Source organism: Streptococcus oralis (assembly GCF_006175905.1).
In the GTDB taxonomy this organism is placed as follows: Bacteria; Bacillota; Bacilli; order Lactobacillales; family Streptococcaceae; genus Streptococcus; species Streptococcus oralis_BG.
Window position 1 is genome coordinate 16855 of the sequence record NZ_SSNB01000002.1, and the last position, 23550, is coordinate 40404.

38 protein-coding genes are annotated in these 23550 nt (G+C 37.7%); all 38 read right to left on the bottom strand.

The features are described from left to right. Window positions 1-23 precede the first annotated feature (23 nt). The 38 genes from E7Y33_RS04540 to E7Y33_RS04725 all read right to left on the bottom strand — a co-directional run bounded on the left by E7Y33_RS04540 (window position 24) and on the right by E7Y33_RS04725 (window position 23549). A complete protein-coding gene (locus tag E7Y33_RS04540) occupies window positions 24-401 on the bottom strand; it encodes an immunity 22 family protein (RefSeq protein WP_132974267.1) in 378 nt (125 codons plus the stop codon). A 150-nt stretch (window positions 402-551) separates the two neighbouring features. After that, window positions 552-818, bottom strand: coding sequence for a disulfide bond formation protein (locus E7Y33_RS04545; protein WP_132974265.1), 267 nt, complete (start codon window positions 816-818; stop codon window positions 552-554). Between the two features lie 67 nt (window positions 819-885). Continuing rightward, window positions 886-1131 (bottom strand): hypothetical protein, encoded by a 246-nt coding sequence (locus tag E7Y33_RS04550; RefSeq protein WP_202612940.1) that lies wholly within the window; start codon window positions 1129-1131, stop codon window positions 886-888. A 35-nt stretch (window positions 1132-1166) separates the two neighbouring features. Continuing rightward, window positions 1167-1610: a hypothetical protein gene (locus E7Y33_RS04555; RefSeq protein WP_004262707.1), complete on the bottom strand. Its 444-nt coding sequence runs from the start codon at window positions 1608-1610 to the stop codon at window positions 1167-1169. 160 nt (window positions 1611-1770) lie between these two features. Continuing rightward, window positions 1771-2103 (bottom strand): Imm59 family immunity protein, encoded by a 333-nt coding sequence (locus E7Y33_RS04560; RefSeq protein ID WP_139689783.1) that lies wholly within the window; start codon window positions 2101-2103, stop codon window positions 1771-1773. Further along, complete coding sequence (locus E7Y33_RS09535; RefSeq protein ID WP_237665645.1) at window positions 2104-4380, bottom strand: T7SS effector LXG polymorphic toxin; 2277 nt, start codon at window positions 4378-4380, stop codon at window positions 2104-2106. Continuing rightward, on the bottom strand, window positions 4380-4625 hold the full coding sequence (locus E7Y33_RS04580) for a DUF4176 domain-containing protein (protein WP_002879517.1): 246 nt from the start codon (window positions 4623-4625) through the stop codon (window positions 4380-4382). The genes E7Y33_RS09535 and E7Y33_RS04580 overlap by 1 nt, the downstream gene beginning before the upstream one ends. 32 nt (window positions 4626-4657) lie before the next feature. Next, complete coding sequence (locus E7Y33_RS09540) at window positions 4658-4843, bottom strand: hypothetical protein (RefSeq protein ID WP_237665646.1); 186 nt, start codon at window positions 4841-4843, stop codon at window positions 4658-4660. Continuing rightward, window positions 4833-5315, bottom strand: coding sequence for an SseB family protein (locus E7Y33_RS04585; RefSeq protein ID WP_237665647.1), 483 nt, complete (start codon window positions 5313-5315; stop codon window positions 4833-4835). The genes E7Y33_RS09540 and E7Y33_RS04585 overlap by 11 nt, the downstream gene beginning before the upstream one ends. After that, window positions 5299-5565: a MerR family transcriptional regulator gene (locus E7Y33_RS04590; RefSeq protein ID WP_139689784.1), complete on the bottom strand. Its 267-nt coding sequence runs from the start codon at window positions 5563-5565 to the stop codon at window positions 5299-5301. Before E7Y33_RS04590 ends, E7Y33_RS04585 begins: the two co-directional genes overlap by 17 nt. Before the next feature lie 155 nt (window positions 5566-5720). Continuing rightward, complete coding sequence (locus E7Y33_RS09650; protein WP_419865825.1) at window positions 5721-6044, bottom strand: DUF6985 domain-containing protein; 324 nt, start codon at window positions 6042-6044, stop codon at window positions 5721-5723. After that, the gene (locus E7Y33_RS04595) at window positions 5972-6202 is read right to left on the bottom strand and encodes a DUF6985 domain-containing protein (RefSeq protein WP_139689785.1); all 231 of its coding nucleotides are present in this window, start codon (window positions 6200-6202) and stop codon (window positions 5972-5974) included. The genes E7Y33_RS09650 and E7Y33_RS04595 overlap by 73 nt, the downstream gene beginning before the upstream one ends. A 15-nt stretch (window positions 6203-6217) precedes the next feature. After that, the gene (locus tag E7Y33_RS09450; RefSeq protein ID WP_337189388.1) at window positions 6218-6652 is read right to left on the bottom strand and encodes an HNH endonuclease; all 435 of its coding nucleotides are present in this window, start codon (window positions 6650-6652) and stop codon (window positions 6218-6220) included. Then, entirely contained in the window at window positions 6585-6731 is a 147-nt protein-coding gene (locus E7Y33_RS09455; protein ID WP_202612942.1) for a hypothetical protein, read from the bottom strand. Before E7Y33_RS09455 ends, E7Y33_RS09450 begins: the two co-directional genes overlap by 68 nt. Before the next feature lie 49 nt (window positions 6732-6780). Further along, on the bottom strand, window positions 6781-7305 hold the full coding sequence (locus E7Y33_RS04605; RefSeq protein WP_237665648.1) for a hypothetical protein: 525 nt from the start codon (window positions 7303-7305) through the stop codon (window positions 6781-6783). 266 nt (window positions 7306-7571) lie between these two features. After that, window positions 7572-8066, bottom strand: coding sequence for an SMI1/KNR4 family protein (locus tag E7Y33_RS04610; RefSeq protein ID WP_000389501.1), 495 nt, complete (start codon window positions 8064-8066; stop codon window positions 7572-7574). Window positions 8067-8175: 109 nt separating this feature from the next. Beyond that, a complete protein-coding gene (locus E7Y33_RS09545) occupies window positions 8176-8499 on the bottom strand; it encodes an HNH endonuclease signature motif containing protein (protein ID WP_233848262.1) in 324 nt (107 codons plus the stop codon). A gap of 25 nt (window positions 8500-8524) precedes the next feature. Next, window positions 8525-8680, bottom strand: a complete 156-nt coding sequence (locus E7Y33_RS09405) for a hypothetical protein (RefSeq protein ID WP_161976040.1) — start codon at window positions 8678-8680, stop codon at window positions 8525-8527. A 240-nt stretch (window positions 8681-8920) separates the two neighbouring features. Further along, the gene (locus E7Y33_RS04620; RefSeq protein WP_000868444.1) at window positions 8921-9256 is read right to left on the bottom strand and encodes a DUF2185 domain-containing protein; all 336 of its coding nucleotides are present in this window, start codon (window positions 9254-9256) and stop codon (window positions 8921-8923) included. Then, window positions 9243-9785, bottom strand: coding sequence for an ankyrin repeat domain-containing protein (locus tag E7Y33_RS04625; RefSeq protein WP_002875492.1), 543 nt, complete (start codon window positions 9783-9785; stop codon window positions 9243-9245). Before E7Y33_RS04625 ends, E7Y33_RS04620 begins: the two co-directional genes overlap by 14 nt. Window positions 9786-9798: 13 nt before the next feature. After that, on the bottom strand, window positions 9799-11775 hold the full coding sequence (locus tag E7Y33_RS04630; protein ID WP_139689788.1) for a GH-E family nuclease: 1977 nt from the start codon (window positions 11773-11775) through the stop codon (window positions 9799-9801). A 49-nt stretch (window positions 11776-11824) separates the two neighbouring features. Then, entirely contained in the window at window positions 11825-12223 is a 399-nt protein-coding gene (locus E7Y33_RS04635; protein ID WP_004262746.1) for a hypothetical protein, read from the bottom strand. Then, window positions 12220-14124: a T7SS effector LXG polymorphic toxin gene (locus tag E7Y33_RS09460; protein WP_202612943.1), complete on the bottom strand. Its 1905-nt coding sequence runs from the start codon at window positions 14122-14124 to the stop codon at window positions 12220-12222. The genes E7Y33_RS04635 and E7Y33_RS09460 overlap by 4 nt, the downstream gene beginning before the upstream one ends. Beyond that, window positions 14124-14828, bottom strand: coding sequence for a DUF4176 domain-containing protein (locus E7Y33_RS04655; RefSeq protein ID WP_139689789.1), 705 nt, complete (start codon window positions 14826-14828; stop codon window positions 14124-14126). Before E7Y33_RS04655 ends, E7Y33_RS09460 begins: the two co-directional genes overlap by 1 nt. After that, window positions 14828-15121 (bottom strand): hypothetical protein, encoded by a 294-nt coding sequence (locus E7Y33_RS04660; RefSeq protein WP_000357787.1) that lies wholly within the window; start codon window positions 15119-15121, stop codon window positions 14828-14830. The genes E7Y33_RS04655 and E7Y33_RS04660 overlap by 1 nt, the downstream gene beginning before the upstream one ends. Window positions 15122-15133: 12 nt before the next feature. Continuing rightward, window positions 15134-15562: a DUF5082 domain-containing protein gene (locus tag E7Y33_RS04665; protein WP_070842359.1), complete on the bottom strand. Its 429-nt coding sequence runs from the start codon at window positions 15560-15562 to the stop codon at window positions 15134-15136. Window positions 15563-15787: 225 nt separating this feature from the next. Then, complete coding sequence (locus tag E7Y33_RS04670; protein WP_000926358.1) at window positions 15788-16081, bottom strand: DUF4176 domain-containing protein; 294 nt, start codon at window positions 16079-16081, stop codon at window positions 15788-15790. Window position 16082: 1 nt separating this feature from the next. Beyond that, window positions 16083-16769, bottom strand: coding sequence for a hypothetical protein (locus tag E7Y33_RS04675; RefSeq protein WP_139689790.1), 687 nt, complete (start codon window positions 16767-16769; stop codon window positions 16083-16085). Continuing rightward, the gene (locus tag E7Y33_RS09550) at window positions 16769-17902 is read right to left on the bottom strand and encodes an LXG domain-containing protein (RefSeq protein ID WP_237665649.1); all 1134 of its coding nucleotides are present in this window, start codon (window positions 17900-17902) and stop codon (window positions 16769-16771) included. The genes E7Y33_RS04675 and E7Y33_RS09550 overlap by 1 nt, the downstream gene beginning before the upstream one ends. A gap of 1 nt (window position 17903) precedes the next feature. Next, window positions 17904-18200, bottom strand: a complete 297-nt coding sequence (locus E7Y33_RS04690) for a hypothetical protein (protein ID WP_000534138.1) — start codon at window positions 18198-18200, stop codon at window positions 17904-17906. A gap of 222 nt (window positions 18201-18422) precedes the next feature. Then, window positions 18423-18722, bottom strand: a complete 300-nt coding sequence (locus tag E7Y33_RS04695) for a DUF4176 domain-containing protein (RefSeq protein WP_000036011.1) — start codon at window positions 18720-18722, stop codon at window positions 18423-18425. 255 nt (window positions 18723-18977) lie between these two features. Beyond that, window positions 18978-19634, bottom strand: coding sequence for a DUF443 domain-containing protein (locus E7Y33_RS04700; RefSeq protein ID WP_000248557.1), 657 nt, complete (start codon window positions 19632-19634; stop codon window positions 18978-18980). Window positions 19635-19676: 42 nt separating this feature from the next. Further along, window positions 19677-20099 carry a DUF443 domain-containing protein gene (locus E7Y33_RS09555; RefSeq protein WP_233848266.1) on the bottom strand — a complete coding sequence of 141 codons (423 nt, stop codon included), beginning with the start codon at window positions 20097-20099 and terminating at the stop codon, window positions 19677-19679. Further along, window positions 20039-20332, bottom strand: coding sequence for a DUF443 domain-containing protein (locus E7Y33_RS09560; RefSeq protein WP_233848269.1), 294 nt, complete (start codon window positions 20330-20332; stop codon window positions 20039-20041). The genes E7Y33_RS09555 and E7Y33_RS09560 overlap by 61 nt, the downstream gene beginning before the upstream one ends. Before the next feature lie 94 nt (window positions 20333-20426). Then, complete coding sequence (locus E7Y33_RS04710) at window positions 20427-21083, bottom strand: DUF443 domain-containing protein (RefSeq protein ID WP_000405075.1); 657 nt, start codon at window positions 21081-21083, stop codon at window positions 20427-20429. 9 nt (window positions 21084-21092) lie between these two features. Next, window positions 21093-22619 carry a T7SS effector LXG polymorphic toxin gene (locus E7Y33_RS04715; protein WP_139689791.1) on the bottom strand — a complete coding sequence of 509 codons (1527 nt, stop codon included), beginning with the start codon at window positions 22617-22619 and terminating at the stop codon, window positions 21093-21095. Beyond that, window positions 22603-23259 carry a DUF4176 domain-containing protein gene (locus E7Y33_RS04720; RefSeq protein ID WP_000844686.1) on the bottom strand — a complete coding sequence of 219 codons (657 nt, stop codon included), beginning with the start codon at window positions 23257-23259 and terminating at the stop codon, window positions 22603-22605. The genes E7Y33_RS04715 and E7Y33_RS04720 overlap by 17 nt, the downstream gene beginning before the upstream one ends. Continuing rightward, entirely contained in the window at window positions 23256-23549 is a 294-nt protein-coding gene (locus E7Y33_RS04725) for a hypothetical protein (RefSeq protein ID WP_000016523.1), read from the bottom strand. Before E7Y33_RS04725 ends, E7Y33_RS04720 begins: the two co-directional genes overlap by 4 nt. Between the last annotated feature and the right edge of the window lies 1 nt (window position 23550).

Sequence of the window (23550 nt, forward strand, 5' to 3'; positions counted from 1 at the left end):
GATAAGACTCCTAAGTTATTGTTTTATCTATAATCTACACTTGTAATGAAATTTAAATAATCTGAGGATTTTACAGAGCCATCATAAGCATAGTTATAGATTAGTACAACTGCATTGCCTTTATTTATAGTCAGACTCTCTAATACGTTCAATTCACACAACAACTGTTCCTCATAGGAAGCAGTTCGCAAAATAATAGATATATCGTTTGTTTCATTTGACAAAACTGCTTTTTCAATTAAATCTTCATCTATATCATTAATGTCTATCTTAAAATCGTTGAAAAAATCAGAAACAACGATTTCTCCCTCATCATCATAAGTTAGATTAATATAATTTTCTAACTCAGTTAAATTTTTGAAATTACCTATCCAAATAGATAGCGTATTGTCTGTTTCCATTTTATTAAATCCTTTCTATCCTGAATATGGAGAATGCGGAACATCTATTTATCTACCCATCTTATAGCGACGAACAGCGTCCATTTCTCCATATCTGAAAGAAGTTTCGACCTATTCTCTTCTGTTCGATTCGATGAAAAATGTTGTAAACTATCTTTGACGTTCATTCTTTTTCAATTCCTTATCTAAATCTTGAAGTAAGTAAATGATCTCACTTTGATAATGCGTTGTCTCATCTGCAAACATTCTAACTAGACTTTTAAGATTTATGTTTTTTGCTACTTCTCCACTTTCTATAATTTCATTTGCTAATTGATAAATACTTTGAATTGAGCCTGTAACACTTTTTTGTTTGGGGTACTCTTCTTCAATAATAAAAACAATTTTTTCAGCAATTCGCTTTAAACTACTTGTCATATCTCTTTTCTCCTTCAATTATTGATAATCCATCAATTAGGAACTATTCTAAAATCCGAAATCCATTCTAATGGCCAGTCTTAACGAGTGGTCCTGCCCCCTCCGCTAAGCTTTTCTGGAGTTCCTCTGGTAAGAGCTCCAAATCGAGCTCAACAACAGAACCTAAAGGATAAATAGGACTGTAGACACTGTCCACAATCCCCATAAAATCCTGTAAATCCGTGATGGAATATAGTTGATCTAGTTGATTATAATAGATCTGAGCTTCCTGGTTCTCATAACTATATGATAATGGAGTAGAAACTAAGTTCAAAGCGCTTGACTACTTGTAAATTCATTAGCTTATCTTCAAATATTATTTTCTACTTTCACCGTATCATACCAGTTATTGAATAATTCTAATTCTGAAGTATCATCTGAAATAGGTGAATAACTATATTTGGATTTGAGACTATTGCTGCTCTTATTATAAATAATTTTGATTTCGGTAGGTACTTCTTTTTTATTATTCTCAAACAAAATCTCGATTTTTTCTAAATCATCAATTCCTAATTCTAGAAGTTGTATCTGTCTATCACGTGAATCATCTATTTTTTCATTTTCATTCAAAAAATCATTAATCTGATTAAGTTTAATTATCTCCCCATTTTTCTTAAAAAATAAATTGAAAAAATAACTACCTTCTTCCATATAACCATACAAATAAATTTCATCAATTTGACTATTCGAATATTCTAATCCTAAAGACACCAAATCAGATTGAATTTCCATTAATAAATCTTCAAATATCATTTACTTCACTCCATATTACTTTTTGTCAAATCATGTATTACCTCATATTTATGATAATCTTGATATCCTCAGTACGCATAAAGGCAATCGAGACTTGTTGATGGGAGAGCTCGATAAAATTCAAATCAAATTTCACTGCGTTGCTTTTCTAAATTTATCATTATGGTTTGTCCCACAAAGGAGAAGGATATTCTGGTTCCTCGTTAGTCATCACTTGCAACCTGTTATATTTTACAGTTAAATCCAATATCTCAAATAAGCATTGCTCTGCTTCTTCAAAATTTTCAAATGTTCTAATCTTTCCTATAATACTTGCCCTATCTCCTAAAGAATAAACTAAGTATACTTTTTCCCCCTCATCATATTCTATTCGCGTTTGCCAATCTTCTCTCCCTTTATTCCTGCCATTAAATACGGAGACTCTTAGCGTAGTATAATTTAACTCTTCAATTTTCTGTTGAATTATTTTTTTTTCATGCATCAATTTATCCATTTATTTTATCTCCTTTAATAGTCCCATTTTTTCGTACCAGCTAACAGATGTTCCAAGTTTAATCTGCGTTCCACCACCAGCTCCAAAAGCTTTTGCAATTTCACCTTTTGCAGGAGTAGCTAAATCTGAAAATGATATCCCTCGTTTTTGCATTATAATAGAAAGTTTTTCTTGATCCACATCAGACATAGAAAGAAAACCTTCTTCAAGATTTTTAAGATTTATATCTTTAACTACTTCATATTGATGATAATCTTGATACCCCTCTGGATAAGGTAATCCGCGTTTATTAAAAGCTATAATTTTTCCATCTTCAACCGGACTAACATACGTCCCCCCTGAAGGACCAAATCTATCAATAATCTGACCCGTATGTATATTAGCAGGGGAGGTTATCGGCTTACCTAGATGATCTGTAACAAAACCTTGAGTTTCTTCCGGTGGCCATTTAATATGCCCCTCACTATCCACATAACTTCGTGATCTGACAGGAATTTTTCTTCCATCGAAACCATCATCTGCCGATAGATAAGCACGCTTGCCATTTGGCATTTCAACACGTTCTGGGAAATAGTGTCCCTTAGCTTCATACTCTCTGCGAAGATAGTCATCAAACTTCGAACTTTCCCGTGCAAGTCGACTTTGCCTAATATTTTCAAGAATCCGCTCTTTATCAAAGGGCTTCTCTGCCACTCTCACTACATCATCCGCATGTTTGCTAGAAAAGCGCATCACATCACGCAGAGTCTTACTCTCAACGCTGAAGGTAGGCATGGTTCCCATACCTCCCGCAAAGGCAAATGCCTTTTTACGAATGCCGACTGGGATTCGGGTATCTAATAATTTCTCGCCAAATTTTCCAATGACATTATTGCTCTTCGCTAGGATATTGTCAACCTTTGAACCCCATTTTTCAACATTTGCGAGAATTCTTGCCTTGGTGCTGTTCTTGGCTAACTGAATCATCTCAGCTGCCTTAGCTCCTAACTTGGTCCCCTTAGCCATCTTCCCTACAGCTGCTGGGCCGACAAAAAGACTGGCAATCTCAAAGGTCAAGCCTCCTGCATCATAGGCATCCATATGGGTAACTTTATCCCAGAGGGCTTTCCCTGTCTCTTGAGCACGATAAGCAGCCTTATCCGCATAGCTAGCATTAGGGTCTTGACCGCGCATAGCTGCTCCTGGATCCGTCAGAGCAGTGTAAGTTCCTACTCCTAACTCCGCAAGGCTAGACAGGTTATCTGCCGTCCCTTGCAAGTCCCGCTTCATCCACTCTGGAGTTCGACCTCCTGTTAAGCGATTGACGCCATCAATACTAGCAATGCCAATGATCTGAGTCAAATCTACAGCTCCGATGGCAGTATCTGAAACCATACTTCCAGCTGAACCAATAAAACCTTCCGCAAACAGGAGTGTATCTTTCAAGTCCTGTGGAATAGGCAGATCTCGTGTTCCCTCAACAACATCGCCCCACCAGGAACCAATCCCATTCGAGCGATCCTTCAGCCAGGCTTGGACGGGGTGATGACGGCGATAAGAAGCTTCTCGCTCAGCGGCTTCTTGTTCTGCCTTGCGTTTAGCAGCCTCAATCGCTTCTGCCTTGGCTTTCGCATACTGCTGATCCATCTCATAAATCGCTTTACCGAGATCTTCATGCGCCACAAAGTCGGTCAAAATAGGATCACTATAACTCAGACTCTTCACTCTTCCAGCAGCTGCCATCTGGCTACTTAAAGCACTAAAAAGTTGCTCCGCACTGCTGGTTGTCGTCATCTTATCAAAGGCATTGACCTTATTCTTCGTATCCTGAACATACTTCCGAGCTGTCTGGGTATTAGTATAGAAGGTGCTGCTTAAGGGAGCACTCAGGTGATAGAGACTCGAAATACCATCATAGATACTCTTGAAATTGGTATCCATCACCTTGTGTTTCTCATCGGCTTCATTTAGCTTCTTGACCGCATCATCCAAAGTTTCTTCTGCTAAAACTGCCGTTGCAGAGGTTTCGCCAACAAGATTCTGAAAATCCGTGATCGTCTTGGAAAACTCAGAACCTAGAAATTCTAAGCCATTCTTTAAGCCAACAATCACGGGGTTATGAACATTATTGATTTCATTCGTAATCGATTTCCCAACTTCTCCATGCATGGAATTACTGGTGATGATGGCATTCATCCCATTTTTAGCAGTATCCAACTGACTCTGAGCAGTTGCGACCATCTTCATATAGGCCTCTTGGGCTTTCTGAAGTTCCGCAATATCGACATAAAATCCCATTAGCCTTCCTCCGTGTTTAAATACGGCTCATAATACCGAACAAAATCCTCACTGCGCATAAAGGCAGTCGAGACTTGTTGCTGGGAGAGCTGAGTCGCACGTAAAACATCCTCTGTAAACTGACTTTCCCAGTCGTCACTGTAACCTTCAAAACGAAGTCGCTCAATCATCATGTTACTTACGAAAAAAGCATCCATTCCAGGCATCTCACCCAAGGGCCAGATGCGAGCCAAGTAGTCTACCACATAGTCATCAAATCCTTCTTGAAGAGATAGTACTATAGATTAGTATAAAAAGGAGAAACATCTTTAATGATTTCTTTTGAAAAAGCTGTCTGTAGGGGAAGAATATCAATAGCTTCAGAATACTGCTGATGATTTAAATAATCAACAATAGCAAGACAATCTTTTTCTTCACCATCTACAACGAGCGTTGCTACTGGTTGATCCTCTCTAACAACCATCAATAGGGTAGACCGTCCGAACACCCGTATTCTGTTGTAAGAATGAAATTAAAGGAGTTGTCAGCCAAGAATAATCTTTACTTGGAACCCCAAATGATACTTGCTTTTCCGTCGTATTCTGTCCGTAGAATAAAGCCGATGGAAGGACTACATTATCAGACATAGGGTTTAGAACAATTCCAGCTATTTGATGATTAGACAGAAGTAACTGTATACAATCAGATAGGCGAACAGATTCCAAAAGAATTGAATTATTATCACTTATAGGCGGCAGTTGCTCTTCTTGACTCGTTAAAATCGGCAGATAAAAATTTTCTGTTCTATCCTGAATATGGAGAATGCGGAACGTCTGCTCATCAATCCATCTTACTGGAACAAAAAGTGAACTTTTCTCCAAATTTGAAAGAAGCTGTTCCCTATTTTTTTCTGTTTTATTTGATGAAAAACGTTGTAAACTATCTTTGACGTTCATTCTTTTTTAATTCCTTATCTAAATCTTGAAGTAGGTAGATGATTTCTAAATTATAATTAGCAGTTGCATCTATCAACATACGTGCATGATCCTTAAGATGAACATTTAATGGGATAGTTTCTGTTTCCTTTATTGATCTAATAATGGTATAAAGAGTGTTAATTGCTCCTTTTTCCTGTATTTCTGAAGGATACTGTTTATCCATTATTTCTAAAATTTTATTGGCTATCTCTATTGATTTCATACTCATAATCTACTCCTTAATTAGGGACAGTCCTTACATTCACAACCCAATCCTGCAACCATCCCTGTGGTAACAATATTTGGTCCGCACCGCCTTTTAGAACAGTCCCTGATGAAGATATCGTTTGCAGCGCAACTTTTCCAATACTTAATGTTTCTCCCTTATAGCAAAATGTCTTGAAATCCTATTTCTGATATTTGTTCATTAATATATTTTATTCCAACACCGTTTTCAATATCCCATTCACAATCACAAATGAAGCCTGCTTCGCGTGTGTTATCATCAAAATTCATCGGAATCATAATTTGTTTTACTGTCAAAAATTTAAAGATTTCACTCGGATTATCTTTAGCATTTAATAACTTCTGACCAAAATTAGAATCTGAATCCAGTCTATCAATTACCTCATCAATTATTGAATTATAATATACAACAATACCATTCTCGGCTTGGGTAACACGGTTCTGAATATCACTGAAAAAAATTCAAAAGCTTTGATTTGATTTTCATCGAACACCGCATCTTCATCTGCATCAATATTTATTTCAACAGAAAATTCCTTTTTAAAAATATTTAATTTAATACTCTTAGTCCAACCATTATTAAATGTAAATTCCCCAAAAACAGGATGTACTATCTTCATTTCATACCTCTTTTTCTACTGCAATAATTCCAACAACTTTTTAACTTCTGAAACACCGCCTAAATGCCCAAATTTACTATTTATGATACTCGGAACTAGTTGCATACTCGTCATGTCATTAAGTTCGTGCCACGTTAGTTTATTTTCTTTTCTAAACTTAACAATTTCTCGACGAGTTTTCTCTAATTCTCTAGCAAGGAGCTCATCAGCTTGTCTAAAGTTAGCATTTCTGTCAATACCCATATCTGTAATTTTCACTTCACCTTTAGAGACAGGTGAAAAATCTGGTATCGCATTTTCATACTCTATACCTTCTAGATTTACATCATCTAAAATTTTTCTAACTTCATCTTTGTTTGAAACAAATGTAGACTCTCCTCTTTCACCTGTCCAGATGATTCTTCTGGAAATAAGCCCGTGCCAGGCTATCCACTTTCTGATGATAGCGATTAGCCGCCTTCTTGAAATGAGGATTACGATAGATAGCTAGCGCTTCAGGATTACGATAAGGGCTGGCCATGGTAACCATCCCCCACTCACCTTCGTTAAGCCCTTATTTTGATTGTTTAAAAGTGGATCTAACTCACTTGTGGCCTGCTTCCCATTGTTCGTAAACAGATTACCTCTGGATCGACCAGAATAGTTCCTTTTGAAACAGCCAATTCTTTAGGAGTATCTTCACCATACAACGTGACAGTTGTATCTTTAAAAATCATCTCTCCAAAAACGGAACTATCTGGAGTCAATTTCCCTTCAACTTTTGTCAGACCGATATTTGAAAGATACTCATCAATAGGTAGAGGCATCGGAGTCTGTAACGCCTCTGGATAGTATCTTCTCACTATTCCTTCCGCAACTTGTTCCATATCCCTAGTATAGATATAGGGAACAAACTCCAGAGTAAAATCTGGAGTTTGTTTCATCTCTTTATTAGTAGCATCATACTCTGTGATATTCCCTACGGAGAAATGATGAAGTCCATTATTCAATTGGTAAGAAACCGTTACATCTAGCCATATTTCAGCACTATCTATTTCATGTCCATATTTAGAGTGTCCTTTTATTTCTAATATCGCTACTACAAGCAAATGAGATTCTAACACACCACCAACCATATTTCATGTTAAAACACTCTTGACGCTAAAATCATTTAGCGCTTTATAGGATATCGAAGATAGAGTATAGGATTTAACCATTATTTCATCCCTATGAAGAGAGATGTAAGATTTCAACTTACTAAATAGCTCATTATAAAAAGTTTTTTCAATAAATGACTCAAGGAATTTATCACTCATAAATAGAACTCCTATATTATATTTTGTGCATTACTCTTAACATATACTCAAAAGCATGATTCCGTAACCAAATACTAGCTATTTGCAATATCATCTTCAGAATATAGCATTCCTAAAAACTCTTCAAATGTATCTGAAACAAACTCTACACTAGGATGCCATTCGTATGAATCCTCACGCTTCCAATAACATACCTTGGGGTTCTGGGTCCCTTCTCTATAATCTAAACATATAAAATCACCACCGAACAGTGTTGCTACTGGTAATAGTTCTACACCAACAGAATCTGGATCCACACTTAAAATTTCTAGTATTGGACTCCATATAACATCAATATCGTACATTCCTAGGGAATTCTCTTCAAAATCATCTAAAATACAAAGGAATCTTTCTATAACATACTCTTTATCATCACTGATTTTAAAAAGATTCTTTTTAGGAATTATCCCATTATATCTGATTATGAATTCCTTAAAGGAACTCGGTAACTCAATGCACCATTCTTCCTCCTTTTCCTTAACCAATTCAATACTAGGCAAAGGGAGGATTACCGTTCTAATATCTTCCACTTTCTAATTTTTTCCTTTCTTTTTGTATTTAGAATGAATACCACATTCAATATATATTAGCAGCGCTATACAAGAATTACATACACCTCATAAAAAATCAATATCAGAATCATCTTGGTGCATATGCCCAAAGACCCGCTGATCGGCCACCATTATGCAATGTTATATTATGTATGCCATAGGGAACTAGCTCCATTTTTCCTGATACTTCTGTGTGATGCCAAGTATTACCAATACCTGCATCTCCTGCCTTGGAAAAGTCTTTCGACCTTCCCTCAAAGCCACCCTCTATCACAAACTCTTTTTTAACTTGTGGTGGAATACCATTTTTAAAATCAGGAAATCCATCAATATATTTTATTGTAATACCCTCAGAATTTGTATATACCCATGTTCCATCTTCAAGTATTTCAATTTTCCCACCTTTATCCATCCATTTTTGTGGTGTCGGAGAGTTTTTAGGTAAGGCTAGACAGGTTATCTGCCGTCCCTTTCAAATCCCGCTTCATCCACTCTGGAGTTTGACCGCCTGTTAGGCGATTGACACCATCAATACTAGCAATGCCAATGATCTGAGTCAAATCTACAGCTCCGATGGCAGTATCTGAAACCATACTTCCAGCTGAACCAATAAAACCTTCCGCAAACAGGAGTGTATCTTTCAAGTCCTGTGGAATAGGCAGATTTCGTGTTCCCTCAACAACATCGCCCCACCAGGAACCAATCCCATTCGAGCGATCCTTCAGCCAGGCTTGGACGGGGTGATGACGGCGATAAGAAGCTTCTCTCTCAGCGGCTTCTTGTTCTGCCTTGGCTTAAGTAGGACTCTTTCATGATAATACTAGTATATATAACTAATCTAAAATTTCAGATATTTTTACCTCTTTTTCCTCATTTAAATCATAGAAACCAACATGAACCCCCTCCTCGTATAGCCACGCTAAATTCGTCCCATACTTCGCTTCAAAAATTTCTTCCATCACGGGTGCAATAGAAAACATGGTTTTTGCTGATACAATTTCAAAATTTTGGGGATTATTTACGTATTCCTCATCATCGGAACTAGAATAAATGGTCCATCCATTTAATTGTAACAGTCGAGATTTTTCTCTGTAAGTATACGCAATAGGTAATCCATTTTTTACATTCCTTGATAGAACAAATCCCCCATAATTATCACTTACTTTCATTTTTATACTTCTCCAAAATATTTAAAAAATCATTTCTCCAAGATAACTCTTTAGCGTAGTCTAACGCAGATTTACCCGCATCATTTTTTAGAGTATAATCTGCATTATGTTTTAGCAATAATTCATAAATAGGATATGCATCTTGCGTTGTTAATTTTAAAACAGTTAAAGAATAAATTAATGCTACTGATCCATATTTATCAATTGCATTAATATTTATACCCGCTTCAATTAAACTAGCTATTACATTTACTGCGTAATCTACATTAGGTCTCCAATTTGCTTTAAATTGAAAAAAATTATGTAGTGCTGTTCTACCATCTCTATCCTGATAGTTTATATCTATACCTCTATCGAGCAAGAAGTTAATTATCTTAATTCGGTCATCAATTTTATCACTATTAGTGAGGACAACCGATAAAAGATTCAATTGTTCCTTATTTACCTGATTTATACTACCGCTATATAAATCTTTCAGTAATTTAAAATCGCCTACCTGTGCAGCTTCAAATATTGCTTTTGATTCCATATCACCCATCTCCTTACTCATACTTATGACTTCTATTTGCTGAAGGTGTTTCTAGTCTAAAATTATCTGGATTAGACTGAAATTCTTTAAGCTCATCTAATGTTATCTCTCTGTTTTTATATTTTTCAAACATCTCTTTATAGCTTTTACCTTTTTCATGTCCAAAATCTACAGCCCCTTTTCTAGGTTGTCCTGGTTTCCACTCAATAATTTCACCGGTATTTAAATCTCGTAATACACCATCTGGATCAACCTGAGCATCATAAACCGCTTTTTCAAATTCAAGCTTCTTCTTTCCTGTCGGTCCTGGTCTACCATTAGGTTTCCCATTTTTAATATAAGGTGCATTAGATAAAGGTGTTGTAGTACTAGACATACCAGCCATGTCTTGAAGGAACGTTTTTTCTTTAGCTACATCATCCGCATGTTTACTAAAGAACTGTCTAACCTCACGCAGAGTCTTACTCTCAACGCTGAAGGTAGGCATTGAGCCCATACCTCCCGCAAAGGCAAATGCCTTTTTACGAATGCCAACTGGGATTCGGGTATCTAATAGTTTCTCCCCAAATTTCCCAATGACATTATTGCTCTTCGCTAGGATATTGTCAACCTTTGATCCCCATTTTTCGACATTTGCGAGAATTCTTGCTTTGGTGCTGTTCTTGGCTAACTGAATCATCTCAGCTGCCTTAGCTCCGAGTTTCGTGCCCTTAGCCATCTTACCTACAGCTGCTGGGCCGACAAAAAGACTGGCAATCTCAAAGGTCAAGCCTCCTGCGTCATAGGCATCCATATGGGTAACTTTATCCCAGAGGGCTTTTCCTGTCTCTTGAGCACGATAAGCTGCCTTATCCGCATAACTAGCATTGGGATCCTGACCACGCTGAGCTGCTCCTGGATCCGTCAGAGCAGTGTAAGTTCCTACTCCTAACTCCGCAAGGCTAGACAGGTTATCTGCCGTTCCTTGCAAGTCCCGCTTCATCCACTCTGGAGTTCGACCTCCTGTTAAGCGATTGACGCCATCAATACTAGCAATGCCAATGATCTGAGTCAAATCTACAGCTCCGATGGCAGTATCTGAAACCATACTTCCAGCTGAACCAATAAAACCTTCCGCAAACAGGAGTGTATCTTTCAAGTCCTGTGGAATAGGCAGATTTCGTGTTCCCTCAACAACATCGCCCCACCAGGAACCAATCCCATTCGAGCGATCCTTCAGCCAGGCTTGGACGGGGTGATGACGGCGATAAGAAGCTTCTCGCTCAGCGGCTTCTTGTTCTGCCTTGCGTTTAGCAGCCTCAATCGCTTCTGCCTTGGCTTTCGCATACTGCTGATCCATCTCATAAATCGCTTTACCGAGATCTTCATGCGCCACAAAGTCGGTCAAAATAGGATCACTATAACTCAGACTCTTCACTCTTCCAGCAGCTGCCATCTGGCTACTTAAAGCACTAAAAAGTTGCTCCGCACTGCTGGTTGTCGTCATCTTATCAAAGGCATTGACCTTATTCTTCGTATCCTGAACATACTTCCGAGCTGTCTGGGTATTAGTATAGAAGGTGCTGCTTAAGGGAGCACTCAGGTGATAGAGACTCGAAATCCCATCATAGATACTCTTGAAATTGGTATCCATCACCTTGTGTTTCTCATCGGCTTCATTCAGCTTCTTGACCGCATCATCCAAAGTTTCTTCTGCTAAAACTGCTGTTGCAGAGGTTTCGCCAACAAGATTCTGAAAATCCGTGATCGTCTTGGAAAACTCAGAACCTAGAAATTCTAAGCCATTCTTTAAGCCAACAATCACGGGGTTATGAACATTATTGATCTCATTCGTAATCGCTTTCCCAACTTCTCCATGCATGGAATTACTGGTGATGATGGCATTCATCCCATTTTTAGCAGTATCCAACTGACTCTGAGCAGTTGCGACCATCTTCATATAGGCCTCTTGGGCTTTCTGAAGCTCCGCAATATCGACATAAAATCCCATTAGCCTTCCTCCTAGTGAACATAAAAAGCGAGGAATCAATATCTATTCTTCAATCTCCAAATTCATTTTCTTCGTCATCCAAGACTACTTCCCCTGAACTTTCCCATTCTTCTTTTGTGATTTCGCCACTTTGATACATGAAGTTTTTATTCAATTCAACTAAAATATCATCAAAGTCATCAAAACAATCGATTATCCCCCTAATTCCAGTTAATAGATTATAGAAAGCAATAGTATAATCTGAATTCTCTGAAGAGGAAATTGTAGTAATGTCTATCTTGTTAAACAATCTTAATCCTTCATAAAAACGATCTTCATATTTTTTTAGAAAGATATTTATCGTATTGTCTATATCTCTGATACTTTCTTCTCTAAGTAGCACACCTTTATTGTTCTCATTAAGAATAGTCAATCGTTTCATTACATCTTTTAACTCTGAACTAATCATTTTAATCTCCTTCCAGAAGCTAAATTAAATTTTTTACTATTAGAAGTTCCATCAAGATTAAGAACATCCTTTACTTTACCTCTTTTATTGAATACCTCAAAATGATCTTTATGCAGACCATCTAAGTACAATTTATCTCCTTTTTTCAAAATATCATCTATATCTTTAGTCACCTCATAAACACTCTGCCCGTCATACTTCTTCTTAGTCTTTCTAAGGCTTCCCACAATCTTTTGTCCAAATTCTGTTTCAAAAAACTCCGACATATTATTGACAGCTTGTGTGACTCTCTCCGCCTTCCCAGAACCACCTAAACCTCTCACAACATCATCCGCATGTTTGCTTGAGAAGTGCATCACATCACGTAGTGTCTTACTCTCAACGCTGAAGGTAGGCATGGTTCCCATACCTCCCGCAAAGGCAAATGCCTTTTTACGAATGCCGACTGGGATTCGGGTATCTAATAATTTCTCGCCAAATTTTCCAATGACATTATTGCTCTTCGCTAGGATATTGTCAACCTTTGAACCCCATTTTTCAACATTTGCGAGAATTCTTGCCTTGGTGCTGTTCTTGGCTAACTGAATCATCTCAGCTGCCTTAGCTCCTAACTTGGTCCCCTTAGCCATCTTCCCTACAGCTGCTGGGCCGACAAAAAGACTGGCAATCTCAAAGGTCAAGCCTCCTGCATCATAGGCATCCATATGGGTAACTTTATCCCAGAGGGCTTTCCCTGTCTCTTGAGCACGATAAGCAGCCTTATCCGCATAGCTAGCATTAGGGTCTTGACCGCGCATAGCTGCTCCTGGATCCGTCAGAGCAGTGTAAGTTCCTACTCCTAACTCCGCAAGGCTAGACAGGTTATCTGCCGTCCCTTGCAAGTCCCGCTTCATCCACTCTGGAGTTCGACCTCCTGTTAAGCGATTGACGCCATCAATACTAGCAATGCCAATGATCTGAGTCAAATCTACAGCTCCGATGGCAGTATCTGAAACCATACTTCCAGCTGAACCAATAAAACCTTCCGCAAACAGGAGTGTATCTTTCAAGTCCTGTGGAATAGGCAGATCTCGTGTTCCCTCAACAACATCGCCCCACCAGGAACCAATCCCATTCGAGCGATCCTTCAGCCAGGCTTGGACGGGGTGATGACGGCGATAAGAAGCTTCTCGCTCAGCGGCTTCTTGTTCTGCCTTGCGTTTAGCAGCCTCAATCGCTTCTGCCTTGGCTTTCGCATACTGCTGATCCATCTCATAAATCGCTTTACCGAGATCTTCATGCGCCACAAAGTCGGTCAAAATAGGATCACTATAACTCAGACTCTTCACTCTTCCAGCAGCTGCCATCTGGCTACCTAAAGCACTAAAAAGTTGCTCCGCACTGCTGGTTGTCGTCATCTTATCAAAGGCATTGACCTTATTCTTCGTATCCTGAACATACTTCCGGGCTGTCTGGGTATTAGTATAGAAGGTGCTGCTTAAGGGAGCACTCAGGTGATAGAGACTCGAAATACCATCATAGATACTCTTGAAATTGGTATCCATCACCTTGTGTTTCTCATCCGCCGCATTCAGCTTCTTGACCGCATCATCCAAAGTTTCTTCTGCTAAAACTGCCGTTGCAGAGGTTTCGCCAACAAGATTCTGAAAATCCGTGATCGTCTTGGAAAACTCAGAACCTAGAAATTCTAAGCCATTCTTTAAGCCAACAATCACGGGGTTATGAACATTATTGATTTCATTCGTAATCGCTTTCCCAACTTCTCCATGCATGGAATTACTGGTGATGATGGCATTCATCCCATTTTTAGCGGTATCCAACTGACTCTGAGCAGTTGCGACCATCTTCATATAGGCCTCTTGGGCTTTCTGAAGCTCCGCAATATCTACATAAAATCCCATTAGTCTTCCTCCGTGTTTAAATACGGCTCATAATACCGAACAAAATCCTCACTGCGCATAAAGGCAGTCGAGACTTGTTGATGGGAGAGCTGAGTCGCACGTAAAACATCCTCTGTGAACTGACTTTCCCAGTCATCACTATAGCCTTCAAAACGAAGTCGCTCAATCATCATGTTACTAACGAAAAAAGCATCCATTCCAGGCATCTCACCCAAGGGCCAGATGCGAGCCAAGTAGTCTACCACATAGTCATCAAATCCTTCTTGAAGAGGCATCTTACGGCCTGAAATCGTAACGAGTGGTCCTGGCCCCTCCGCTAAGCTTTTCTGGAGTTCCTCTGGTAAAAGCTCCAAATCTAGCTCAACAACAGAACCTAAAGGATAAATAGGACTGTAGACACTGTCCACAATCCCCATAAAATCCTGTAAATCCGTGATGGAAAATAGTTGATCTAGTTGATTATAATGGATCTGAGCTTTCTGGTTCTCATAATCAAAATGACAAGTAAAAGTTGCACCGAAACTTGGCACATACTCATAGATATCCTCCAGTTTTCTCAGAGCCTTATAGAGTCCCTTCAAAATCTGCGGACGCATTCCTAATTGTTGACCAAGTTGAATCAAAGTATCATCTACTTCGAATGTCTCTCTCGTACGGCTAGTAATAATACTTGTAAAAATCTTATTCTTATCGTATTGAACCATTACTTAAACCTCACATTGGCTGTATTCTTATCAAACTGACCAGCCATAGCTTTATCATCAGCCACAATCTTCTCACCAACCGTAATCATTTGAGAAGTACGCTCCATTTCAAAATCCTTATAATCACTCAGAATTTTTTTCGCTTGTTCTTGAAGGGTCTCAAAAGATTTCATCCGATTCAAGGTAGTTTTTCCAATCTTTGTCACTTGAATGTCTGATACAGATGCGACCTTAGTCCGTGCTGAGGTAACAACACGTTGCCAAGAAGCCGAACTGATTCCTATTTTATCCATCTATCCTACTCCCTAAAAAATAGCTGCCAAGAAGCTTTCAACCGCATTCCAAGCACTTCCAATAGCACCACCTAAATCGCCTAGCTCCAATTTTCGCTTTGCGATCTCTGCATCCAACTTCGCCAAATTCATTTCATGCTCATTTTGATGCGTATTCATCGTCGTCGCAATTTTCGATAAAGTCTTATCAAATGTATCGCGTCTTGTCCCTTTAAAGGTATCTGTAGAAATAGTTGTAGAGTATTGAGAAACTGTATTGCGGAACTCACTATAGGATTGAATTTGCTTAGAAAGTTCTTTTCTAGCAGATTCTAACTTCTCAATCTCTGCTTTTTTCTTATCGTATGCTTTCTGGTACTGATTCGCCAAACTTTCATAGCGACTCGCTTGCGCTCGATTATAAGCATTACTAGCAAGCCGCTTTTCTTCAAAATCACTCATCTTTATACCTCTTTTGACTAAATCTTACAGTTAATAGAATTATATCAAAAATTTTGATGTTTTACCATAAGGAATGAAAAATAAAAGCAAGTCAAATGACTCGCTTTTATTCACTGATAAGCTTAATACGATAGCCTTCTCGGCTGGTGAAGTAGTTGTACTCATCCACTCCGACAACGGACTCTGTAAAGCTACTCTGGTAAAAATAATAGTATAAAAATGATACTATTTCGTTCTTCCTTTTACCACTTTCTCCTTGTTTTCCTCCAACCACTGTAGATAAAGCTTTGCATAGCGTTCTTCCTCATCATTACGGTAACCTTCAAATATGACTTCGTCAATATCTTCTTCGTTAAAATAATAAATCTCTTCTGGATTGAGACCGTCTGGAAAAACAGAGCCTGTATAGTCAAAAACAACATCTGTTCCCTCCTGATTAACAATCATTCCACGACCAATAATAACAACTTTCTGGTTACCATCTGCTAGGTAAACAATACTTCCTAATGGTAATAACATTTTATGCCTCCTGTGTATTTTTAATAATATGAAATTTAAAACGATTTAAATTATATTGTATTGACATAGCATAGATAAATAAAATTGAATAACCTCCAATAAAGGTAAATAATAGCAGAGTGAGATAATTTGAATTGAAAATCCCAATGAAAAGACACCCTGAGAAAAGCAATATAAAAGTTATTAAATGTTGAATAACCTTAAAAAATGAGGAATTAGATCCTTTCTTATTTTCTTTTATTGTAGCTCGTAATAATAATGCATCCTGAAAATTAAATTTAAGAGTTTTATCCATTCCTAAATTTAAAACTAGAAAAATTAGCAAAGCTCCTATAAAAAATAAAATAAGAATAATTCGCCATGAAGAAAAAATCATGGGATTATTTGCGAATTTTGGAGGAAAGAATAAGAGCCAAAATACCAAAGCAATAGACACAATATCAAATACTTTCCTAAAATTTTCTAACCATATATTAAATGGCTTTACTTCATACTGTTCAACTTGTTCCGTCACATCATAAATTAAGTATTCCGTATTATTATACGCATTAAATCTCCACAAATAATTCCGGATGTCCTTTGGATTAAAATAATCTATTACATAAAGACGGTTATGGACTTCTATTAGATAATAACGGTTATCCAGCCGCCCCACTACACGGGCTACATAGTTAGCTTTTTTCTCCATTATCCAAAAACTCCTTTAATTGCTTTGAGTGGATTGCTAAATGATTTTCCGATATTAGATATTCCTTTTCCTATTCCGTTTAAAAGATCTCCTGCACCATCAACTACAGCTCTAAATGGTTTTACATTTTTATACAGAGCTTTTACACCTACAGAAACAGCAGAACCAACCACAACAGCTCCAACTAGACCAACAACAACTGGAGCTCCAGCCAAAGCTGAACCCACAGCAAGACCGGCTACCCAGCCAGCTGTTCCAGCCGTTAAGCCATAACTAACTGCTCTACCAACATTATGGTATTCTTTATAATGGTCACTTCCTTCTGACCACATTCCTAGAGCAACAAGTCCTCTTCCACCCCATTTAGCAACATTTCCAAGAACTTTACTGGTAGAATTCGGTATTTTTTTCAGCGTGCTAGTTAGCCAATTTCTAATTTTTGAACTATCTTTTATAAATCTTCCTGCGGCATCACGCGGTTGCAAAGTCGCCGCCAGTGAACGACCTATATTTTTAGATTCCTCAATAACTTTCCCTTTAACATGATCCAAAAAAGCTCCTATAGTTTCTTTAGAAAATTCGCTTGGCGTCAAGCCTTCAGCGAAATCTTTCACGGCTTCCTCTAACGTGTAAGTTTGATTTTTTCCTTCCCCTCCATACTCCGCCTTCTTAGTCACCTCCCTCGAAAGAGCCTGCAATTCCTCAATCCCTGCCTTGTCCTTGTCAAATGCAACGCCTGGATGATTCTTCTGGAAGTAAGCCCTTGCTAGGCTATCCACTTTCTGGTGATAGCGGTTTGCCACCTTCTTGAAATGAGGATTACGATAGATAGCTAGCGCTTCAGGATTACGATAAGGGCTGGCCATGGTAACCGTCCCACTCACCTTCGTTAAGCCCTTATTTTGATTGTTTAAAATCGCATCTAACTCACTTGTGGCCTGCTTGCCATTGAAGGCAGCCAGGCGCTTCTCCGTCTCTGAAAGCGACTGTTTCGACGCCTCAATAGCCCGACTCAACTTATCCTTACTGGGAGCTTTCAGTGAGATCAAGTCAGAAATTTTCGTATAATATTTATTCGTCGCATCCATATCCCTGACAATGGAGGAATGGAGACCATCCACACTCTGCTTCAAGCTAGTTAAGGCCTCTACGATTCATTTCTGTATCTGTCAACCAAGTTGTAATCGCATCGGAAATTCCTGCTAACGTTTTATTAAAATCTTCCCGACAAGTCCCTTGAAAATCAGTTGTAGAGTGCTTATTCAAATCACTCGCAGAAGTCTTGTTTTTACTAACAACATCCATCTGACTCTGGATACAATCATTCGCAGATTCCAACCGTCTTATCTTATTCTCATAAGTACGTATATCCAAACGAATCCAACGGATTTGTGCATGACAATTCGCAATAGCACTATCGTATCGTCCCATACATAAACTTCTCCACTTTTTTTCTAATTATATCAAAAATTCCAATGTTTTACCATAAGGATTGGGAAAGAACCCTAAAAATAAAAGCAAGTCAAATGACTCGCTTTTATTCACTGATAAGCTTAATACGATAGCCTTCTCGGCTGGTGAAGTAGTTGTACTCATCCACTCCGACAACCGATTCTGTGAAGCTACTCTGGTAAAAAAAGTATAAAAATGATACTATTTTGTTCTTCCTTTCACTACCTTTTCCTTGTTTTCTTCTAGCCATTGTAGATAAAGCTCCACAAATCGATCTTCTTCCTCGTCAGAGTATCCTTTAAATACAATTCGATCCACATCTTCATGATTGAAATAAAATAATTGATCAGGATTTAAACCCATCGGGTAGATAGCTGCTGAGTAATCAAATAAAACATCTTGCTTATTTTGATGAATAGTAACTCCCCGATTCAAAATCATCAATTTCTGATTTCCTTTATTGAGATACACAATACTTCCTATAGGTAAAATTTTTGACATATACACTCCTTCGTAAGCTAGTTTAATTCCTCAAATTCGGTCGAAAAAAAGTTGTTGATTATTATAAAATACATCAATTGGAATAACCCCTAACAGTATCTCTTAGGTTTCAGAGTGCTAGTATCCATAATATATTTCTGAGAATGCCCATCTATTTCAACTATTTGATAGCAACCAATGTTAGAATTTCTAAAATTTATCTCCATCTTTTACTACTACAACCCAAACACTTTCTGAATTTTATTATAAGTTATATTATACCTTTTTCACTTCTTTAAATTCTAGGTATTTCTTTTGATAAGCATAAGTCAATGGAATAACGCCAGATTCAATCCAAATAAATAGATAGGCCAACAAACCATTCAACACTAGAATTGCAGCTTCTGTTCCATCATCTTCTCCCATATAAATAGAGAAAGCAATTGTATGTAAAATGAGAAATAGATAGGCATGGAATTGTCTTTTTTTCTTATTATTCTGAAAGACTATTTTAAACCTCTTCTTCTCCTGCGATAAACGACTTGAAATTTCCTTCCTTGATTTGATTAAAATACTTTGATAGACAATATAAGCTACCAAAATAGATATAGGAAATAAAGATACTTTTAAATATAGATTATGACTAATATCATAATATCTAAAAATTGATGTTACTACTCTATACGAAAGAAGACCAAAACCAATAGATACCATACGCATTCCTGAAGGACCCATCTTAATTTTTTTATCAAAATTTTTATTCTGACTATCGAGTTCTATCAAATCAACTTCAAGAGTTTCAGGGGAAAGTCCCCAATAATAACTCTTTGGTGTTGTGGAGTTGGAATCAAGAACGTACTTTTTCTCTCCCATCTCTAACACATCAAAATAAGCAACATCTAATCCTCTAAAATTAATTTTCACATTTACCACCCAAACACTTTCTGAAGTGATTTAATACCGGAATCAAAGACCTCATTTAATTTCTCTAATTCCTTCAAATGTGACGTTTCTAATCTTATAAGCGGAAAGAATGGGAACCTTTCCAAATAAAAATGATAGGAGAAAAAATGAGATAATGCTATTGATAACGAGAACAATACCTTCTCCTCCATCATTAATAGACAAATAAAGTGCCAAACAAGCTATTATAGGAACAGTAAAAATATAGGCGTCAAAAACTTGCTTTCTTGCAGATACTGGTTTAAAAATCATCTCATATCTTCTACTAGAAGAAGGCAGTAAAGCTTTAACATTTTTACGTTCTTGCTCTCTTTTAAAATAAAAAATCAAGTAAGAGAATAGTATAGATGCGCAAAATACTACTAATTTTAAAATTATCTGTTGGCTAATATTGTACTCTTTAAAAAAGTTTTCAATAAAGAATAAACAATCCATACAAGCGGTTGAACCATGATTGCCACATATGAAGCTTTAAACTTATTAATCGGGGTACTAAAATTGATATCCTCTCTATTTAGTTCCGCCATCTCAACCGTTAATTCCTCCGTTGGAACACCCCAATAGTAGAACTTGGGGGTCATTGAACTTGCATCTAATATATATTTTTTCCCATTTAGTTCTACAAGTTGATGACAAAAATACTTCGTTTCTCTATAATTAATTTCCAAAATTTTCCTCCAAATACAAAGCCGGTAATTCAATAATTTTGTAAACCACTATCAAATCCATCGAAACCTCAGCATAAAGGTCGCTTTATCATTATCACAATTCTTCAATTCTTTCAACTGTCAAAAATTTATTTCTATAAGCAAAGCTTATTGGGGGCATCGTCCAAACGCTCAAGTATAAGGCTAATGAAATTATACCATTAATTACTAAAATTGCTCCCTCTTCACCATTGTTTAACATTAAAAAGAAAAGTAAGCATGCTATGTTTAGGAAAAGAAATATATAGCCTGTTAACTCTCTTCTTTTAGTCGTTTGAAATGTTAATCTAAATTTCTTACTTTCCTTAGGTAACCGCTCAGCCGCAATTTTATGAGCTTTTCTCAGAGAATTCCAAATAACAAGATAAGAAATCAACATAGAAATAAAATATAAAACTATCTTTAAGAATATTTGTTGACTTATCTCATAATTTACAAATAAATTTTTTAACATATCGTATCCAATTTTTACAATCGGTTGGACCATTATAGCTATAGTGCTAGTTCCCAATAGTGTTTTTGATTTTGTTTCAAAACTAACATTTTTCTTATCCAATTCCGTCATATCAACAGTGATATTTTGGGGTAATAACCCCCAACAGTATCTCTTAGGTTTCAGAGTGCTAGTATCCATAATATATTTCTGAGAATGCCCATCTATTTCGACTATTTGATAGCAACCAATGTTAGAATTTCTAAAATTTATCTCCATCTTTTACTCCTACCACCCAAACACTTTCTGAATTGATTTAATACCGGTATCAATACTATTTCCGACTTCCTTGATACCTGCATCAATATTGCTTCCTATTTCCTTAACACTTTTTTCAAGATTGTCGCCCATCTCATTTGCTATGGTTTTAATGCCCAAAAAGTTATTTTTATAAGCTTGGTCAACTACAAAAGCTACTGCAACACCAGCCGCAATTGACCAACCAACTGGATTGCTTGCCATAGCAGTTGCTAAAATGGTAGCTCCACTAGCAACATAGCCTGTCCCAACACTAGCATATATTATTCCTGTAGTAAGCATATCAACCCCTACTGCTGTCACTGCCGTCGTTACTGCAGTATGTGTAAAGGCACGTCCGGCATTTTCTTCTTGAAGATTTTTGACAAGGTCTAATCCCATAAAGACCGAGCTAATACCTGATATCCCCATGGAAACATTCGTACCTGGAATCGGAATACCAACTTCTGACACAGTAATATTCTTAAAAAGACCTTTTAGAGCATTCGTCGTGGAGTCTTTCGCAAATTGTTGAGCATTAAAGGAGAAATTCATATTTTGATAATATGAATTACCAGTCATTCCTACGCTCCAATAATTAGCTGCATCCGGTACTGATACTTTCATTTTCTCAATAAGGTGCTTGATACCTTCTTCAAGACTTGTATAGACTGAAGTTTCCGCTAAGTCATTACCATAGTCTCCTAACGTCTTAACTGAAGATGAATCTCCATACTCCGCCTTCTTAGTCACCTCCCTCGCCAGAGCCTGCAATTCCTCAATCCCTGCCTTATCCTTGTCAAATGCAACGCCTGGATGATTCTTCTGGAAGTAAGCCCTTGCTAGGCTATCCACTTTCTGGTGATAACGGTTTGCCGCCTTCTTGAAATGAGGATTACGATAGATAGCTAGCGCTTCAGGATTACGATAAGGGCTGGCCATGGTAACCGTCCCACTCACCTTCGTTAAGCCCTTATTTTGATTGTTTAAAATCGCATCTAACTCACTTGTGGCCTGCTTGCCATTGAAGGCAGTCAGGCGCTTCTCCGTCTCTGAAAGCGACTGTTTCGACGCCTCAATAGCCCGACTCAACTTATCCTTGCTGGGTGCTTTCAGTGAGATCAAGTCAGAAATTTCCGTATAATATTTATTCGTCGCATCCATATCCCGGACAATGGAGGAATGGAGACCATCCACACTCTGCTTCAAGCTAGTTAAGGCCTCACTGTTGATTACAGCTGTTGCGCTTTTCTCACCGACTGTTGATTCAAAGTCAGAAATCAGATTGTCAAACTCAGTATAAAGCAGATTAGAATAATCCACATAACCCTGAAGGAGAGGGAGGTTATAATAGTTCAACTCATGGTTAATCGCAGTCTTGACATCACCACGCAGCGCTTGACTCGAGGCAAGACTCTGCGCAGTCGACTGTGCCTCAGCCAAATCAGACTCGAAAGCTTGGGTCTGCTTATAGAGAAAATCCTTTAAACTTTCCAACTCACTACGCTTGATTTTCATCGTCTAACTCCTCCTGTAATCGTAGATAAAAGTGGGAAGGAACAGCTGTTTTCATTAATATTTCCCGTAATTGACCCACATAGGAGCTTTCTTTTTCTGATTCCGCATAACCCTGAGCGATGATTCGTTTGATCATGGTCTTATGAATAGCCATCGGTGGAAGCTCTGCTTGAAGACCAAGAGGCCAGAACTGTGCTAAATAATCCACATAAGCTCCGTCGAAAACGACTTTTCGCCCCATAATCATGACATAAAGTGGCTCATCGCCTAAAAGTGACACTACTAGCTCTTGAGATAACTGCTCCTTATCAATCTCAACCAATGTGCCCAAGGGAAGAATATCGCTATAAACCTTATCAACCCCATCTAAAAAATGGACAAACTCACTTTTAGATAACGTAATCTCTGTCTCGTTCCGACAAATATACACTTCTTTAGGTAAAAAAGTCACTTCAATATCAGCGCCAATCCGCGGATGATAAATATAGTTTGGTTTTTTATCCAAAAAAGCTTTTACGATTGCGCCCAATACCTCTGGACGATTTTTTAAAATAAAAGCTATCTGATGTAAAAAATCTGTAGTGGGAAATGCCGTATTACCGTCACAATACTCTTTCCAAATTTGTTCTGCTGTCTTCATTTTAATCGAATCCCATCTTGAAATCCATCTGCTCCTGAACGATCATCCAACAACTTATTCTCAGAAACCCTAAGCATATTAGAGGATTGAGAATTCACATAAGTTCGATATTTTATGACAGATGTATTTAAATTCTGAATGGCTTGATTAAAGTTCTTAAAAGGAGACAAATCTGTATAGGAAAAAGGAAGAGTAGATAGTGGACGAACAGAGGCAACACCCGAATGATAATGTCCTACCTGTCCAGCCCATTCTTCTGTTTGGACATATATTTCTGCTTGACCTGACATA

Excerpts from the sequence above, each read along its gene's own strand:
- E7Y33_RS04540 (WP_132974267.1), bottom strand. The coding sequence starts at position 401 with ATGGAAACAGACAATACGCTATCTATTTGGATAGGTAATTTCAAAAAT.
- E7Y33_RS04545 (WP_132974265.1), bottom strand. The coding sequence starts at position 818 with ATGACAAGTAGTTTAAAGCGAATTGCTGAAAAAATTGTTTTTATTATT.
- E7Y33_RS04555 (WP_004262707.1), bottom strand. The coding sequence starts at position 1,610 with ATGATATTTGAAGATTTATTAATGGAAATTCAATCTGATTTGGTGTCT.
- E7Y33_RS04560 (WP_139689783.1), bottom strand. The coding sequence starts at position 2,103 with ATGGATAAATTGATGCATGAAAAAAAAATAATTCAACAGAAAATTGAA.
- E7Y33_RS09535 (WP_237665645.1), bottom strand. The coding sequence starts at position 4,380 with ATGGGATTTTATGTCGATATTGCGGAACTTCAGAAAGCCCAAGAGGCC.
- E7Y33_RS09540 (WP_237665646.1), bottom strand. The coding sequence starts at position 4,843 with ATGGTTGTTAGAGAGGATCAACCAGTAGCAACGCTCGTTGTAGATGGT.
- E7Y33_RS04585 (WP_237665647.1), bottom strand. The coding sequence starts at position 5,315 with ATGAACGTCAAAGATAGTTTACAACGTTTTTCATCAAATAAAACAGAA.
- E7Y33_RS04590 (WP_139689784.1), bottom strand. The coding sequence starts at position 5,565 with ATGAGTATGAAATCAATAGAGATAGCCAATAAAATTTTAGAAATAATG.
- E7Y33_RS04595 (WP_139689785.1), bottom strand. The coding sequence starts at position 6,202 with ATGAAGATAGTACATCCTGTTTTTGGGGAATTTACATTTAATAATGGT.
- E7Y33_RS09455 (WP_202612942.1), bottom strand. The coding sequence starts at position 6,731 with ATGGTTACCATGGCCAGCCCTTATCGTAATCCTGAAGCGCTAGCTATC.
- E7Y33_RS09545 (WP_233848262.1), bottom strand. The coding sequence starts at position 8,499 with ATGGATAAAGGTGGGAAAATTGAAATACTTGAAGATGGAACATGGGTA.
- E7Y33_RS09405 (WP_161976040.1), bottom strand. The coding sequence starts at position 8,680 with ATGGTTTCAGATACTGCCATCGGAGCTGTAGATTTGACTCAGATCATT.
- E7Y33_RS04620 (WP_000868444.1), bottom strand. The coding sequence starts at position 9,256 with ATGAAAGTAAGTGATAATTATGGGGGATTTGTTCTATCAAGGAATGTA.
- E7Y33_RS04625 (WP_002875492.1), bottom strand. The coding sequence starts at position 9,785 with ATGGAATCAAAAGCAATATTTGAAGCTGCACAGGTAGGCGATTTTAAA.
- E7Y33_RS04630 (WP_139689788.1), bottom strand. The coding sequence starts at position 11,775 with ATGGGATTTTATGTCGATATTGCGGAGCTTCAGAAAGCCCAAGAGGCC.
- E7Y33_RS04635 (WP_004262746.1), bottom strand. The coding sequence starts at position 12,223 with ATGATTAGTTCAGAGTTAAAAGATGTAATGAAACGATTGACTATTCTT.
- E7Y33_RS09460 (WP_202612943.1), bottom strand. The coding sequence starts at position 14,124 with ATGGGATTTTATGTAGATATTGCGGAGCTTCAGAAAGCCCAAGAGGCC.
- E7Y33_RS04655 (WP_139689789.1), bottom strand. The coding sequence starts at position 14,828 with ATGGTTCAATACGATAAGAATAAGATTTTTACAAGTATTATTACTAGC.
- E7Y33_RS04660 (WP_000357787.1), bottom strand. The coding sequence starts at position 15,121 with ATGGATAAAATAGGAATCAGTTCGGCTTCTTGGCAACGTGTTGTTACC.
- E7Y33_RS04665 (WP_070842359.1), bottom strand. The coding sequence starts at position 15,562 with ATGAGTGATTTTGAAGAAAAGCGGCTTGCTAGTAATGCTTATAATCGA.
- E7Y33_RS04670 (WP_000926358.1), bottom strand. The coding sequence starts at position 16,081 with ATGTTATTACCATTAGGAAGTATTGTTTACCTAGCAGATGGTAACCAG.
- E7Y33_RS04675 (WP_139689790.1), bottom strand. The coding sequence starts at position 16,769 with ATGGAGAAAAAAGCTAACTATGTAGCCCGTGTAGTGGGGCGGCTGGAT.
- E7Y33_RS04690 (WP_000534138.1), bottom strand. The coding sequence starts at position 18,200 with ATGGGACGATACGATAGTGCTATTGCGAATTGTCATGCACAAATCCGT.
- E7Y33_RS04695 (WP_000036011.1), bottom strand. The coding sequence starts at position 18,722 with ATGTCAAAAATTTTACCTATAGGAAGTATTGTGTATCTCAATAAAGGA.
- E7Y33_RS09555 (WP_233848266.1), bottom strand. The coding sequence starts at position 20,099 with ATGGATTGTTTATTCTTTATTGAAAACTTTTTTAAAGAGTACAATATT.
- E7Y33_RS04710 (WP_000405075.1), bottom strand. The coding sequence starts at position 21,083 with ATGGAGATAAATTTTAGAAATTCTAACATTGGTTGCTATCAAATAGTC.
- E7Y33_RS04715 (WP_139689791.1), bottom strand. The coding sequence starts at position 22,619 with ATGAAAATCAAGCGTAGTGAGTTGGAAAGTTTAAAGGATTTTCTCTAT.
- E7Y33_RS04720 (WP_000844686.1), bottom strand. The coding sequence starts at position 23,259 with ATGAAGACAGCAGAACAAATTTGGAAAGAGTATTGTGACGGTAATACG.
- E7Y33_RS04725 (WP_000016523.1), bottom strand. The coding sequence starts at position 23,549 with ATGTCAGGTCAAGCAGAAATATATGTCCAAACAGAAGAATGGGCTGGA.